Source organism: Lujinxingia litoralis (assembly GCF_003260125.1).
Taxonomy (GTDB): domain Bacteria; phylum Myxococcota_A; class Bradymonadia; order Bradymonadales; family Bradymonadaceae; genus Lujinxingia; species Lujinxingia litoralis.
In genome coordinates this window covers 1-13,709 of sequence record NZ_QHKO01000003.1, presented here as the reverse complement: position 1 = coordinate 13,709, position 13,709 = coordinate 1, and the positions used below count along the sequence as shown (strand labels likewise).

At 68.3% G+C, this 13,709-nt stretch carries 10 protein-coding genes; all 10 read left to right on the top strand.

The features are described from left to right. Nucleotides 1–272 precede the first annotated feature (272 nt). The 10 genes from DL240_RS07530 (at nucleotide 273) to DL240_RS07485 (ending at nucleotide 13,647) form a co-directional block, all read left to right on the top strand. On the top strand, nucleotides 273–1,154 hold the full coding sequence (locus tag DL240_RS07530) for a DnaJ domain-containing protein (protein ID WP_111729272.1): 882 nt from the start codon (nucleotides 273–275) through the stop codon (nucleotides 1,152–1,154). A 47-nt stretch (nucleotides 1,155–1,201) separates the two neighbouring features. Continuing rightward, complete coding sequence (locus DL240_RS07525) at nucleotides 1,202–2,050, top strand: phosphatidate cytidylyltransferase (protein WP_111729271.1); 849 nt, start codon at nucleotides 1,202–1,204, stop codon at nucleotides 2,048–2,050. 45 nt (nucleotides 2,051–2,095) lie between these two features. Then, nucleotides 2,096–3,814, top strand: a complete 1,719-nt coding sequence (locus DL240_RS07520) for a site-2 protease family protein (RefSeq protein ID WP_111729270.1) — start codon at nucleotides 2,096–2,098, stop codon at nucleotides 3,812–3,814. 7 nt (nucleotides 3,815–3,821) lie between these two features. Further along, nucleotides 3,822–4,544, top strand: a complete 723-nt coding sequence (gene tsaB / locus DL240_RS07515; protein WP_111729269.1) for a tRNA (adenosine(37)-N6)-threonylcarbamoyltransferase complex dimerization subunit type 1 TsaB — start codon at nucleotides 3,822–3,824, stop codon at nucleotides 4,542–4,544. A gap of 102 nt (nucleotides 4,545–4,646) precedes the next feature. Then, complete coding sequence (locus DL240_RS07510) at nucleotides 4,647–6,296, top strand: serine/threonine protein kinase (protein ID WP_111729268.1); 1,650 nt, start codon at nucleotides 4,647–4,649, stop codon at nucleotides 6,294–6,296. Between the two features lie 28 nt (nucleotides 6,297–6,324). After that, a complete protein-coding gene (locus tag DL240_RS07505; RefSeq protein WP_146618165.1) occupies nucleotides 6,325–7,140 on the top strand; it encodes a hypothetical protein in 816 nt (271 codons plus the stop codon). A gap of 15 nt (nucleotides 7,141–7,155) precedes the next feature. Further along, nucleotides 7,156–8,199: a hypothetical protein gene (locus DL240_RS07500; RefSeq protein ID WP_111729266.1), complete on the top strand. Its 1,044-nt coding sequence runs from the start codon at nucleotides 7,156–7,158 to the stop codon at nucleotides 8,197–8,199. A gap of 28 nt (nucleotides 8,200–8,227) precedes the next feature. After that, complete coding sequence (gene recG / locus DL240_RS07495; protein WP_111729265.1) at nucleotides 8,228–10,306, top strand: ATP-dependent DNA helicase RecG; 2,079 nt, start codon at nucleotides 8,228–8,230, stop codon at nucleotides 10,304–10,306. Continuing rightward, the gene (gene priA, locus DL240_RS07490; RefSeq protein WP_111729264.1) at nucleotides 10,303–12,795 is read left to right on the top strand and encodes a replication restart helicase PriA; all 2,493 of its coding nucleotides are present in this window, start codon (nucleotides 10,303–10,305) and stop codon (nucleotides 12,793–12,795) included. The genes recG and priA overlap by 4 nt, the downstream gene beginning before the upstream one ends. 18 nt (nucleotides 12,796–12,813) lie before the next feature. After that, entirely contained in the window at nucleotides 12,814–13,647 is an 834-nt protein-coding gene (locus DL240_RS07485) for an AAC(3) family N-acetyltransferase (protein ID WP_111729263.1), read from the top strand. Nucleotides 13,648–13,709: the final 62 nt, after the last annotated feature.

Here is a 13,709-nt window from a genome sequence, read left to right as displayed (position 1 = left end):
CTCAAATCAAAAGGGGGGAAGTGTCCACGGCACACGCATCATCCTCACCCCGCGTGCCGCAGCCGTCGCGCAGCCCGCGATTATCGCGCGCGCCCTTTTTCTGTCAACCAGCCCGGCCTCTTAGCCCTTCGGGGCACGGGTCGCGCCCGGCGCCGCGCCCGCCCCTGCTTTCCGTTTCCCCCAAAATCTTGTACTCACAACCTGTACCTTGACCCCGGCACGCCCTGTAACGCTGCTCCCCGCTCATCCGTGCTCCCAGAGGGACGTATCCCATGAAACAGCTCCTTGTGGCCTGCGGTGATGTCGGGCTTCTCAAACGCATCCTGGCAGACCTGCCTCCGGGGCACTTCAAACCGGTCGCCACCAAAAAAGGCGCCGGCATCGCCCAGAAGCTCGTCGGACGCCCGGTGGCCGCGGCCATCGTGCACGTCCACCTGGCCGATCAGGCCACCGGGCAGCTCTTACGTGAGCTGCAGACGCACCTGCCCGAGCTCCCCATCCTTCTCCTCTACCCGGACCAGGCCCCGGCCGGCGCCCCGGTCACCCGAGTCCTACGCTACCCGGTGCCCGGGCCGGTCTTTCGCAACGCCCTGCAGGCCCTGGTCCCCCCGCAGCGCTCCAGCGCCGACCTGGAGCAGTGGCGCGCCTTTTACAACGAAACCAAAAAGCGCCTCGAACTGGCCGACAAACAGAGCTACTTCCAGCTGTTGGGCCTCAACAACGGCGCGCCTCACCATCGCATCGTCAAGGCCTTCGACGTCTTGAGCCTGCGCTTTCACCCCGATCGCTACGAGCAATACACCGGCGAGCGTTGGGGTAAGGCGCTCTACGACCAGGTAAATACCTTTTATAAGTTGTTAACCGAGGCCTACGCCGCCATCTCCGACCGCCGGCTGCGCGCCATCTACGAAGACGCCCTCCAGCAGGGGCAGCTCCGCCTGGACCCGGAGGCCACCAACATGGCCGAGCGCGGTCCCCGCACCCTCGACGAGCTCGCCAGGGGCCCCCAGGCCCGCCGCTTTCTCAAGCTCGCCCAACGCGATCTGGCCATCGGCAACCCGGCCGCCGCCCTGCAGAACCTCCAATTCGCCCTGAGCATGGAACCCGATAACTCGGCCATCGAGCAAAAAATCGCCGAGCTCCAGCGCTCCTGAATCCCCTTCCCGGCGCTGCCCGGGCTTGCCCGCACCCCTCCCCGACGATGTCCAAGAAAAAATCTGACCTGATACCACGCCTGATCACCGCGATCGTGGCGTTGCCCCTGCTCATCGCGCTGATCCTCTACGCCCCGGCCTGGCTCTTCTTTGCCTTCATCGCCCTGGTGGGCGCGATCTCCATCTGGGAGTTCTGCGGCATCACCTTCAGCTCCGAGCACCCCGGCGGGCGCGTCGTCGCCATGATCCTGGGTGTGGGCCTGATGAACGTGCTCTACTTCGCCCCGGCCTTCTTTGTGCCGGCGCTGGCCGGCACCACGCTGGCGGTGTTCCTCTACTTTCTCTTTGCCTTCAAAGATCAGAGCCGCGTCACCCACCAGATAGGCTCGGCCATCACCGCGATCCTCTACGGCGGCATCCTCATCACCTTCATTGCCCTGCTGGGCCGCGATGGTGAGCAGGCCGGCCCGATGTGGATCCTGATGACCCTGGCCATCGTCTGGGCCTCGGACACCGGCGCCTATTTCAGCGGCCGGGCCCTGGGCAAGCACAAGCTCTACCCCTCGGTCAGCCCCAACAAATCGGTCGAAGGCGCGCTCGGCGGCGTGGTCGCCAGCGTGCTCTTTGCCATGGCCTTCAACGCTCTCTTCGTCGCGCTGGCCCCCGAGGCCTGGACCGACCTCTCGTTCCTCCAGATCCTGGCACTGGCCATCCCGGCGAACCTCCTGGGGCAGACCGGTGACCTGGCCGAATCCCTGGTCAAACGCGCGCACGATGTCAAAGATAGCGGGACCATCATCTACGGACACGGTGGAATCCTCGACCGCATCGACGCGTTGTTTTTTGCCTCTCCCTGGGTCTATTACTTCATGATTTTCACCACCCGGGGCTTCTAAGCCCGATCCCTCGACGCTCCCCTGGCCCCTCGCCCGCAGGCACCCATGAGCCTCATCTACTTCATCATCCTCATCGGCGTCCTGGTCTTCGTCCATGAGCTCGGCCACTACCTGGTCGCTCGCCTCTTCGACGTCAAAGTCCTGCGCTTTGCGCTGGGTTTTGGACCGGCCATCGCCACCTACCAGCGCGGTGAAACCGAGTTCGCCCTCTGCGCGCTCCCCCTGGGGGGGTACGTGCAGTTGTTCGGCGCCGATCTGGAATCCATTGAAGACCTGCCCGAAGAGGAGCAAAAGCGGGCGCTGATGGCCAAACCCATCTGGCAGCGCTCCCTGGTGATTCTGGCCGGCCCCCTGGCCAACTTCATCCTCCCGGTGGCCATCTACTTCGTCTTCGCCATGCTCCAGACCACCGCCCCGCCGGCGGTGGTCGGCCAGGCCTACCCGGAGGCCCCGGCCGCCCAGGCCGGCATCCAGGCCGGCGACCGCATCGTGGAGATCGAGGGCCATCCGGTACGCTTCTTTCACGACGTCGCCCACTACACCCGCCCGGCCTACGATCAGGAGCTGGAGGTCGTCTACGAGCGCGATGGCGAGCGCTTCACCACCCACCTGACCCCGGCCCGCTTTGAGGCTACCGACCACCTGGGGCTGGACCGCCGCACCTACGGGCTCATCGGTATCCACCTGGGCACCGCCGGCTCCACCATCGCTCTGACCGACCACCAGGGCCCGGCCGCCCGCGCCGGCCTGGCCTATTTCGACCGCATCATCGCCGTCGATGAGACCCCGGTCTCCCGCTTCCACGAGGTGGAATCGCTGGTGCGCGAGAGCCAGGGAGAGCCCCTGCATATCAAGGCGCTGCGCCGCTATCCGGTACACGTCGACTACGGCACCTTCTACAAACAGCGCCTCATCGAGCTCGACGTCACCCCCGAGCTCGTCGATGGGGAGTACGCCATCGGCATCACGCCGGCCGAGATGGTCATCGCCCAGGTCAAACCCGAGAGCCCGGTGGCCGAAGCCGGCCTCAAGCCCGGCGACCGCATCCTCTCCGTCGACGACCGCGCCTTCTCCAGCTGGTCCTTGATGCTCAGCCACATTCACAACACCATCAACCAGCGCATCGTCGATCGCGACGCCGCCGGCGAAGACGCCCCCCCGCTCCAGACCGATTTTAAGATCGCCTTTGAGCGCGACGGAAAGCCGTTGACCACCACCCTGACCACCTCGGTCACCGCCTACAGCGACGCCACCGAGCAGACCCGCTACCGCATCTACAACGGCTGGGACTCCCTGCGGAACTCGGTCACCCCGGAGAACATCCCCCACCCCTTCTTCAGCCGCCTGGGCTACGCCACCTCCGAGGCCTTTAGTCAGACCTGGAAGTTCTCCCGCATGCTCACCCTGGGGCTGGTGCGGATGGCCGAGGGGCGCGTCTCCACCAAGAGCATCGGTGGTCCGATCATGATCGGCGAGCTGGCCGCCGAGGCCGGACGCGCCGGCTGGGAGCCTTTTCTGGAGATGATGGCCCTGATCAGTATCAACCTGGCCATCCTCAACCTCCTGCCCATTCCGGTGCTCGACGGCGGGCAGCTGATGCTCTTTGCCCTGGAAGCCATCAAGCGCGGCCCGCTGAGCTTCCGCACCCGTCAGATCGCGGCCTACATCGGCTTTACGCTGATCTTGATGCTGATGATTCTGGCATTTAAGAACGACATTGAGCGCAACTGGCACCGAGCCGTCGAATTCTTCGAAACCCGCTGAGCCCGCCATGACCCTGACCTCCCTGCCCTCCGATAAGGTGCTGGCCATCGACGCCGCCACCCGCACCCAGGCGCTGGCGCTGCTCGACGGCGACCAGCTCCTGGAGACCCGCGCCCAGCGGGTGCGCTACAACCACGGCAGCGCCCTGCTCGCCAACATCGAGGCCCTCTTCAACGCCCAGAGCCTGGACCTCTCCCAGGTGGAGCTCTTCGCCGTGGGGCTGGGTCCGGGCTCCTTCACCGGCCTGCGGGTAGCCCTGGCCGCGTCCAAGGCCCTGGCGCGCGCCCACCAACGCCCGATCGTCGGGGTCTCCAGCCTGGCGGCCGCCGCCCTCCCCCTGGCGCTGAGCTCACCCGGTCAACCGGTCTGCGTGGCCTTCGACGCTCGCCGCCACGAGGTCTACGCCGGGGCCTACGTCGCCCGGGAGGGCCGGCTCCTCACGCTTCTCCCCGAAGACACCCGCGCCCCCGAGCTCCTGGCCGACGAACTCCAAACACTCGACGCGCCCCACCCCATCGCGCTCATCGGCGACGGCATCCGGGCTTACCCGGCCCTCCAGGAGCTTCCAGCCGACCTCGTCCTGCGCCCCCCGGCGCCCCTGGCCCCCCCCTCGGCGGTGGGCGTCGCTCTGCTGGCCCGTCAGCATCTGGCCACCCACGGGCCCCACGACCTCGTCCAGCTCGAACCCAACTACATTCGCCCCTCCGACGCACGCCTCCCAACGACTTGAATTGGCGCCCCGGGCCCCCTCCTGTTAGGTTGCCTCGGCTGCTCCTTTCGCCAGGAGCAGGCGCCCCTTCAACGCTGGTTTTGCTGTCTGGAACGCCCCCTCATGGATTGGAACCCGCCACAACCCGGCGAGCTCTTCGAAGGCAAGTACCGCATCGACGCGGTCCTTGGAGTGGGTGGGTTTGCGCACGTGTACCGCGCCACCCAGATCGAGCTGGGACGTCCGGTCGCCCTCAAAGTCCTCAAGCCCTTTGCGTCCACGAGCTCCAGCGACACTGAGGGCGCCGAAGCCATCTGGGTCAAACGCTTCCAGCGCGAGGCCCGCCTGGTCGCCCAGCTGCGCGACCCGCACACCATCACCATGTACGAGTACGGCCGGACCGCGCAGGGCATGTCCTACATGGCCTTTGAGTTCGTCTCCGGCAACTCCCTGGATGTGGTCCTCAAGCAAGAGGGGCCGCTGGCCCCGCACCGCGTCGCCACCATCCTCTCGCAGGCCCTGGAGAGCCTGGCCGAAGCCCACCAGTACGGCGTCCTTCACCGCGACATCAAACCGGCCAACATCCTGCTCTACGAGCACATGGGGAAAGCCGACCGGGTCAAGGTGCTCGACTTCGGCATCGCCAAACCCCTGGCCGAAGCCGGCGACCTGACCTCCGCCGATCTCACGCAGGCCGGCATGCTCGTGGGCACTCCCCGCTACATGGCCCCCGAACAGCTCATGGGCGAAAGCATCGGACCGGCCTGCGACATCTACAGCATGGGGCTGGTCGCCTTTGAGCTGCTCACCGGCACCAAGGCCGCGGCCGGCTCCACCACCATGACCATCATCGCCCATCAGCTCGGGCCCCAGAATTTTACTCTCCCCACTGAACTCAACATCCCGATCGGCCTGCGCTCGATCATCCAGGGCATGCTCGCCAAGGATCTGGCCACCCGTTTAAACAGCGCCTCCCAGATCGTGGCACACCTTCAGTACTGGGACGCCGAGCACCCGCTGGTCGCCCTCCCCCAGAGCCCGGCGCCGGCCGACCACACTCCCGAGCCCGCCCCCCTCACTCCCGAGCCGGCACCCCACGCCCCCGCTAACGAAAACTCGCCAGCGCTGGCGGCCCCCGATTCGCCGAGCGACACCGGCGCTCCGCCCCCGGCGCGCCGCCGAGGCATCGCCGCCCCGCTGATCGCCATCCTCGTGATGCTCATCGCCATCGGTGCGAGTATCTTCGCCCTGACCTCCTCCCCCGCGTCCTCGGTGGAGACGGCCCCGCAGCCGGCGCCCTCGGTGGAGACGGCCCCGCAGCCGGAAGTCGCGCGCGCCCCGGAACTAACCTTTGAGGTGGAAAGCGCCCCCGAGGTGGCCCCCGAGCCAGCGGTGCAACCTCCGCTCCAGATTGACACCTCACCAGCCGGCCTGGCGCTCTTTCTCGACGGCCGCCCCCTGGGCGACGCACCTCTGAGTCTGCCTGTCGAAGACCTTAATCTGCCGCAGACCCTCAGCGCGCGCCACCCCGACGGACGCGAGGTCTCCACGGAGCTCGTCGACCTGAGCGAGCCCGTGCACCTGACGCTCCCCGAACCCGAAGCCCGGCCCGAACCCCCGCGCCGGGCCGCGACCACGCCGTCCAAACCCGCGCCACGACGCGCCGACCCCGCGCCCACGCCGAAATCTGAGCCCGGGCCGGCGCCCGAGCCCGAACCCGCGCCCCACAAATCCGCCGAGCCCAGCTTCCCCGCGCTCGACACCCTTTACTGAGCCGCTTTCACCTACGATGGATCGCACCATGCCTTTGCTCCGCCGACGCCTCATCCCCCTGAGCGTCCTGCTGCTCTGCGGCCTCCTGGCCAGCCCCGCCGCAGCCCAGAACACCCCCGATGAACTCGCCCAGCAGTACTTCGATGAGGGCGCCGGCTTCTTCATCGAGGGCAACTACGCGCGCGCGATCCTCTCCTTCCGTCGGGCCTACGAGCAGCGCCCCGACCCCATGATCCTCTACAACATGTCGCTGGCCCACTCTCGCCTGGGCAACCACCGCGAGGCCTACCAGACCATCCTGGCCACCCAGCGCATGGAGGGACTCCCCGACCAGGCCCGCGTGCGGGTCGACGCCCGCGTCGACGCCCTCCACGTGGTCGTCACCGCCGAAGCCCTCGCCCCGGAGATGGCCGAAGCCCTTGCCCGCAAAGCCGAGGCCGACCAGCACTCGGAAGAGGCGCGCGCCGCCCTGCCCGCACCTCCCCCTCTCCAGCACGCCAACGCCGGCATGGGACTGGTGGGATGGGCCGGTGTCGGCACCACCGTGGTCGGCGCCGGCCTCCTCACCGGCGCACTCCTCATCGACCGCGGCCTCAGCTCCGATTTGGAGGCCTACCAGCAAGCCGCCGACCAGGGCCGCCTCGACGACTACCGCCGCCTGCGCTCCGACATTGAGAGCCGCGCCAGCACCGGGCGCATCCTGCTCTACTCCGGGGCCGGCGCGGCCGTCCTGGGTCTGGGCATGTGGGTCTTCGGTGTCACCGCCGCTGAGGGCCCCGCCGAAATCGACCTGGCCTTCTCCCCCGACGGCTCCGGCATGGTCCGCTTCTCCTCCACCTTTTAAGCCCTGATACTCACGATGACCTCCTCTACGCGCTCGCTCCTCTTCGCGCTCAGCCTGGCACTCTTTGCCACGGCCGGCTGCAACCTTCACTTCGACCTCGACTCGGTCCCGGCCCCGGTCGACCAGGTCGATCCCGACGCCGGCGACGCCTCCAACGTCCACGATGCCGATGCCGACCCATCCGACGCCGATGTCGAAGGTCCCGACGCCGATGCGAACGACGCCGATGCCCTGGAGCCCCCCACCTGCGCCGAACTCGGCCTGGTGAGCTGCGACCAGCGCTGCGTCGACACCAACCTCGACCCGCAGCACTGCGGCACCTGCAACAACGCCTGCGAGACCACCGAGACCTGTGTGGCCAGCCAGTGCGTTCCGCTGAGCTGCCCCGATGACGTGCCGCCGCTCTCCGGCGACTGCAACCCGGTCGACCAGACCGGCTGCACCGACAACCAGGCCTGCTACCTGCGCTTTATCCCCCCGCCCGGCGCGGTGGAATTCTCCCCCTCCTGCGCCGCCCCCGAGACCCTGGGCACCGGCCAGCTCGGCGATAGCTGCGCCGAGGGCGGCGCCAGCAGCTGCGGCCCCGGCCTGCACTGCCACTCCTTTGCAGCCCCCGACCCGCGCCAGGCCCGCTGCGTCAACATGTGCGAACTCGCCACGGGCCAGGGCTGCGCCGAAGACGAAATCTGCGTCAACGACGACAGCGATGCCAACTACTACGGCGTGGGCTTCTGCTCGCCAACCTGCGACATCCTCGCCAGCAACGCCTGCCCCGCCGGACAGGCCTGCGCCCCCAACAAAGACTACCCCCAACTCAGCTGCCAGCCCGCCACGCGCTGCCTGATCAACGGCGGCTTCGCCTCCAAATCCGAGTTCAGCCCCTGCGCGGTGGCCAACCTCCACACCAACGGCTGCCCGGCCGAGCTGCGCTGCATCCCCGACGCCCAGAACAACCAGCTCTGCCTCAAACCCTGCGACACCCCGGCCGACTGCCAGGGCCGCGCCTGCCTGCCAGCCCCGGCCCCCTACAGCCACCTGCGCTTCTGCCAGCCTTCCTGATTCCCCCGGGCCACTACCGGCCGCTCCCATGACTGACTCATCCCCCCCTGCCATCGCCGGCCGTCTCACCCTGCACCTGGCGCACCCGCACCCCCTGGGGCTGGAGCGCCTCAAAGGCATCGGCCCCAAAACCGCCGCCCGCATGCGCGAGCGGGGCATCCTCGACCAGCTCCACCTCCTGCTGCACATGCCCCGCAAGTACCGGCCCACCTACCGCTTCTGGCCCGGTCAGGCCTTGCTCGAACGCCGCGCCTCCTTTGTGGAGGTCATCGGCCAGATCTCCCACGTCCTCCCGCCCGCGCGCCACAGCCGCGCCCCCCTGGAGGTGCGCCTCCAGGTCGACGACGCCGAATTCAAGCTGATCTGGTTCAACCTGGCCTTCCCCGGCTTCGTCAAACGCTTCCGCCCCGGCGACTGGATGCGCGTCGAAGGCAAGCTCGACCATGAGCGCGACCCGCCCCAGATGGTGCACCCCAACTTCGAGATCCTCCGCGGCGAAGAAACCCGCGCCCCCCGCACCGAAGTCGTCCCCATCTACAGCTCCATGGAAGAGGTCCGCGACTCCCTGCTACCCCCGGCCATCACCCAGGCCTTCGAGCTCCTCCACGCCGACCTCCAGGAAGGACTCCCCGCCCACCTCCTCCAGGAGCACCAACTCCCCACCCTGGCCGATGCCCTGCGCGTGATCCATGTGCTGCGCCCCTACGACGATCTGGAGCGCTTCCGCCAAGAGCTCATCACCGCCCGCAACCGCCTGATCTACCAGGAGTTCTTCGACCTTCAACTCGCGCTCACCGAGCGCTACATCGCCCAGCGCCGTGCCGCCCAGGCCCCCCGCCTCACCGAACGCACGCTGGGCCGAGAACTCCTCAAAAAGATCCCCTTCGAACTCACCGGCGACCAGAAAAAGGCCATCGCCACCATCGCCGACGACCTCTCCACCCGCGTCCCCATGCGACGCCTCCTCCAGGGTGATGTCGGCAGCGGAAAAACCGTCGTCGCCCTGCTCTCCGCCGCCATCGCCATCGCCAACGGCCACCAGGTCGCCATCCTCGCCCCCACCGAGATCCTGGCCCGCCAGCACGCCCGCAACGCCCACGCCCTCTTTGAAGCCCTGGACATCCCCCACGCGCTCCTGGTCGGCTCCCAGCCGGCCGCCGAGCGCCGCGACACCCTGGCCCGCCTGGCCCAGGGAGATCTCCCCCTGGTCATCGGCACCCACGCCCTCTTCCAAAACGAGGTCCGCTTCCAGTCCCTGGCACTCGTCATCGTCGACGAACAACATAAATTCGGCGTCGACCAGCGCGACTCCCTCCTGGCCAAAGGCCAGGACCCGCACCTCCTGGCCATGACCGCCACCCCCATCCCCCGCTCCCTGGCCCACGCGGTCTTCGGCGATCTCGACCTGACCCTCATCCGCGAAAAGCCCCCGGGCCGCAAACCCGTGCGCACCGAACTGCGCGACCGCTCCCGCGCCCCCAAAATCTACGACTACGTCAAAGAGCGCATCCAGCAGACCGGCGAACAGGCCTACTTCGTCTACCCCCTGGTCGAAGCCAGCGAGGCCGCCGCAAACCGTCGCTCCGTCACCGAAGAGGCCGAACGCCTGGCCAACGGCCCCCTCAAAGGCCTGCGCCTGGGCGTGCTCCACGGCCGCATGGACGGCGCCGCCAAAGACGCCGTGATGCAACGCTTTGCCAACGCCGACATCGATGTCCTCTGCGCCACCACCGTGGTCGAGGTCGGCGTCGACGTCCCCAACGCCACCTTGATGATCATCGAAAACCCGGAAGTCTTTGGCCTCAGCCAGCTCCACCAGCTGCGCGGCCGCGTCGGCCGCGGATCGGCCGACTCCATGTGCATCCTCATCGCCGGATTCACCCTGACCGAAGACGCCGAACGCCGCCTGGCCGCCTTTGTCCAGACCGACGACGGCTTCGAACTCGCCGAAACCGACCTCTCCATCCGCGGCCCCGGCGAATTTCTGGGCGTCAAACAGGCCGGCCTCCCCGAATTTCGCTTCGGTGATGTGCTCCGCGACGCGCACTGGCTCCAGGCCGCCCGTCAGGACGCCCGACGCCTGCTCCTGGGAGACGCCTCCCGATGACTTCCTCCTCCCCGCTCTACGCCCAGGTGGCCCTGGATGTGCCCCTCTTCACCGCGCTCTCCTACCGCGTGCCCGAGCACCTGCGCGACCACATCGCGCCGGGCCAGCTCGTCCAGGTCCCCTTCCGCAACCGCTCCAAAACCGGCCTCATCGTCGCCCTGAGCACCGAGCTCGACGACCCGACGCTGGCCCCCAAAATCCGCGACCTCTACGACCTGGTCGACCCCGAGCCCCTGCTCTCCCCCCACGACGTGCGCTTCCTCTCCTTTGTCGCCGACTACTACCTCTCGCCAATCGGCGAAGTCGTCCGCCTGGCAATTCCCTCGGCGGTGCGCGTGGAGGGCATTAAGCACTACCGCCGCCTGCCCGAAGATCAGCGCACCCCGGCCCCCAACGCCCCCCAGACCCCGCTCTCCCTGGAGCTGGCCGGAGCCCTGGCCTCCTTAAGCGACACCGAGCCCACCCCGGTGGCCGCCCTGCGCGAGTCCCACGCCGAACTCACCTACCACCGCCTCGCCGAACTCGAACTCCGCGGCCTGGTCGAGGTCACCTACCAGGAATCGGCCTCCCTCAAGCCCAAAACCGAGCGCTACTTCAAGCTCCTCCCTCGCCCCCGGGGCACCCTCACCGGCCGTCTGGGCGCCAACCAACTCCAGATCCTCAAACTTCTCGACGGCATGCCCTCGCTCTCCCTACCCGAGATCCGCGAGCATATCGCCAGCCCCTACTCCAGCCTCAAGGCCCTGGAGGAGCGCGGCCTGATCGAATCCTGGGAAGAAGAGGTCTACCGCGATCCCTTCGCCGACGCCCCGGTGGAGCCCGCCCCCTCGTTCGAACTCACCCTGCCCCAGCAACGCGCCGTCGACGCCGTGGCCCGCGCCCGCCAGGCCGGCCGCTTCGAGGGCTTCGTCCTCCACGGGGTCACCGGCAGCGGCAAAACCGAAACCTACGTCCGCATCATCCGCGACACCCTGGCCGCCGGCCGCCGCGCCCTGGTGCTCCTCCCCGAAATCGCCCTGACCCCACAGTTCGTCGGCGTCTTCCGCTCCCACTTCGGAGAGCGCATCGCCGTGCTCCACTCCGGCCTGACCGCCGCCCAGAAATTCGATCAATGGCGCCAGATCCGCCGCGATGAGGTCGACATCGTCATCGGCGCCCGCTCCGCGCTCTTTGCCCCCATCAACGACCTGGGCGTCATCGTCGTCGACGAAGAACACGACCCCAGCTTCAAGCAGGAAGAGGGCACCCGCTACAACGCCCGCGACATGGCCCTGGTGCGCGGCAAACTCGCCAGGGCCCAGGTCATCCTGGGCAGCGCCACCCCCATCCTGGAGTCCTTCTACAACGCTCGCCAGGGCCGCCTGACCTACCTGGCAATGCCCGAGCGCGTGGCCGCCCGCGCGCTCCCCCCGGTCGATATCGTCGACATGCGCCGCGGCCCCCACAACCCCACCGCCGGCCCCTCCTCCCTGCTCTCCACTCGCCTGCTCGGCGCCCTGGACGACACCCTCCACGACCAGAAGCAGGCCATCCTCTTTCTCAACCGCCGCGGCTTCTCCCCCTGCGTCGTCTGCGAGGCCTGCGGCCACGTCTTTCACTGCCCCCACTGCGACGTCTCCCTGACCTACCATCGCCGCATGGAGGCCCTGCGCTGCCACCACTGCGACTTCTCGCTGCGCATGCCCGAATCCTGCCCCGAATGCCTGCACACCGGCATCGACCGCAAGGGCGTGGGCACCGAGCAGCTCGAAGCCCACCTGCGCGAACTCTACCCCCGCGCCCGCGTCGCCCGCCTGGACCGCGACACCGGCGCCGGCCCCCGACTCCAACAGCTCCTGACCAGCTTCCGCCGCCGCGAGATCGACATCCTGGTCGGCACCCAGATGGTCACCAAAGGCCACGACTTCCCCGACGTCACCCTGGTCGGCGTGGTCCTGGCCGACATGAGCTTAAACTTCCCCGACTTCCGCGCCGCCGAGCGCACCTTCCAGCTCTTGACCCAGGTCGCCGGACGCGCCGGACGCGCCGACAGCCCCGGAAAGGTCATCATCCAGACCTACACCCCGGAGCACTACAGCCTGCTCACCGCCCGCGAACACGACTTTGAGAGCTTCGCCGAGCGCGAACTCGCCCAGCGCCAGGCCATGGGCTACCCGCCCTTCGGACACCTCATCGCCCTGAAATTCGAAGGCGCCAACGAAGGCGCCACCGTCCAGGCCACCCGCAACTACGCCACCGCCGCCCGCCGTCTCCTGCGCACCGAGCGCGCCTTCGGAGACGCCGTCTCCATGCTCGGCCCGGCCATGGCCCCGATCGCCCGCATCAAAAACCGATCCCGCTGGCAGCTCCTGCTCAAAGCCGCCGACCGCGCCCTACTGCGCCGCTTCACCATCCGCACCCTGGAGCTGGCCGGCCACTTCGACGCCGGACAGCCCCACCACCGAAACGTCCGCATCATCATCGACGTCGACCCCCTCAACATGCTCTGAGCCACCCCGAGCCCCGCGATGTCCCAGGCCGCCCTCATCCGTCGCACCCCTCACCCTCATACCCGCGACTCCCTCGCCAGCGAGCTGCGCGCCCTCGGCCTGACCCCGGGCATGAACCTCTTGGTGCACTGCTCCATGCGCCGCATCGGCTTCATCGTCGGCGGCGCCCAGACCCTGCTCCTGGCCCTCCTCGACGCCATCGGCCCTCAGGGCACCCTGATGGTCCCCACCCACACCTCCTTCAACACCGACCCGGCCCGCTGGGAAAACCCTCCCGTCCCCGCCGACTGGGTTCAAACCATCCGCGACCACACCCCCGCTTTCGACCCCCAACGCACCCCCTCCAACCTCATGGGCCAGCTCGCCGAACTGGTACGCACCTGCCCCGACGCCCGCCGCAGCCCCCACCCGGTGGGCTCCTTTGCCGCGCTGGGCCCGGCCGCCGCCACGCTCGTCGACCACCACCCCCTCCTCCACGAGTTCGGCGAAACCTCCCCCCTGGCTCGCCACTACGATCTCGACGGCCACGTGCTCCTGCTGGGCGTTGGCCACGAGCGCAACACCTCGCTGCACCTGGCCGAACACCGCGCCGACTTCCCCGCCAAATCCACCATCTCCGAGGGCTGCGCCATGCTCGTCGACGGCCAGCGCGCCTGGGTCTCCTACCCGATGCTGGCCCTGGACACCGACGACTTCCCGCGTCTGGGCCGCGACTTCGAAGCCGCCCACGCCTCCCCTACCCTCCACATCGCGACGATCGGCGGCGCCACCGCGCGCCTCATCCACCAACCCACCCTGGTCGACTTCGCCACCGACTGGATGGAGCTCCACCGTCACCCCGACGAGGACTGAGCCCCGGCGCCTCTCCCTCCCGCCGCACTCCTCACCAGGTTCTACCAATCAACATACCCCAA

Bases quoted from the DNA above. Each gene is read 5' to 3' on its own strand.
- DL240_RS07520 (WP_111729270.1), top strand. From the start codon at position 2,096: ATGAGCCTCATCTACTTCATCATCCTCATCGGCGTCCTGGTCTTCGTC.
- DL240_RS07510 (WP_111729268.1), top strand. From the start codon at position 4,647: ATGGATTGGAACCCGCCACAACCCGGCGAGCTCTTCGAAGGCAAGTAC.
- DL240_RS07485 (WP_111729263.1), top strand. From the start codon at position 12,814: ATGTCCCAGGCCGCCCTCATCCGTCGCACCCCTCACCCTCATACCCGC.
- tsaB (WP_111729269.1), top strand. From the start codon at position 3,822: ATGACCCTGACCTCCCTGCCCTCCGATAAGGTGCTGGCCATCGACGCC.
- recG (WP_111729265.1), top strand. From the start codon at position 8,228: ATGACTGACTCATCCCCCCCTGCCATCGCCGGCCGTCTCACCCTGCAC.
- DL240_RS07530 (WP_111729272.1), top strand. From the start codon at position 273: ATGAAACAGCTCCTTGTGGCCTGCGGTGATGTCGGGCTTCTCAAACGC.
- DL240_RS07525 (WP_111729271.1), top strand. From the start codon at position 1,202: ATGTCCAAGAAAAAATCTGACCTGATACCACGCCTGATCACCGCGATC.
- DL240_RS07505 (WP_146618165.1), top strand. From the start codon at position 6,325: ATGCCTTTGCTCCGCCGACGCCTCATCCCCCTGAGCGTCCTGCTGCTC.
- DL240_RS07500 (WP_111729266.1), top strand. From the start codon at position 7,156: ATGACCTCCTCTACGCGCTCGCTCCTCTTCGCGCTCAGCCTGGCACTC.
- priA (WP_111729264.1), top strand. From the start codon at position 10,303: ATGACTTCCTCCTCCCCGCTCTACGCCCAGGTGGCCCTGGATGTGCCC.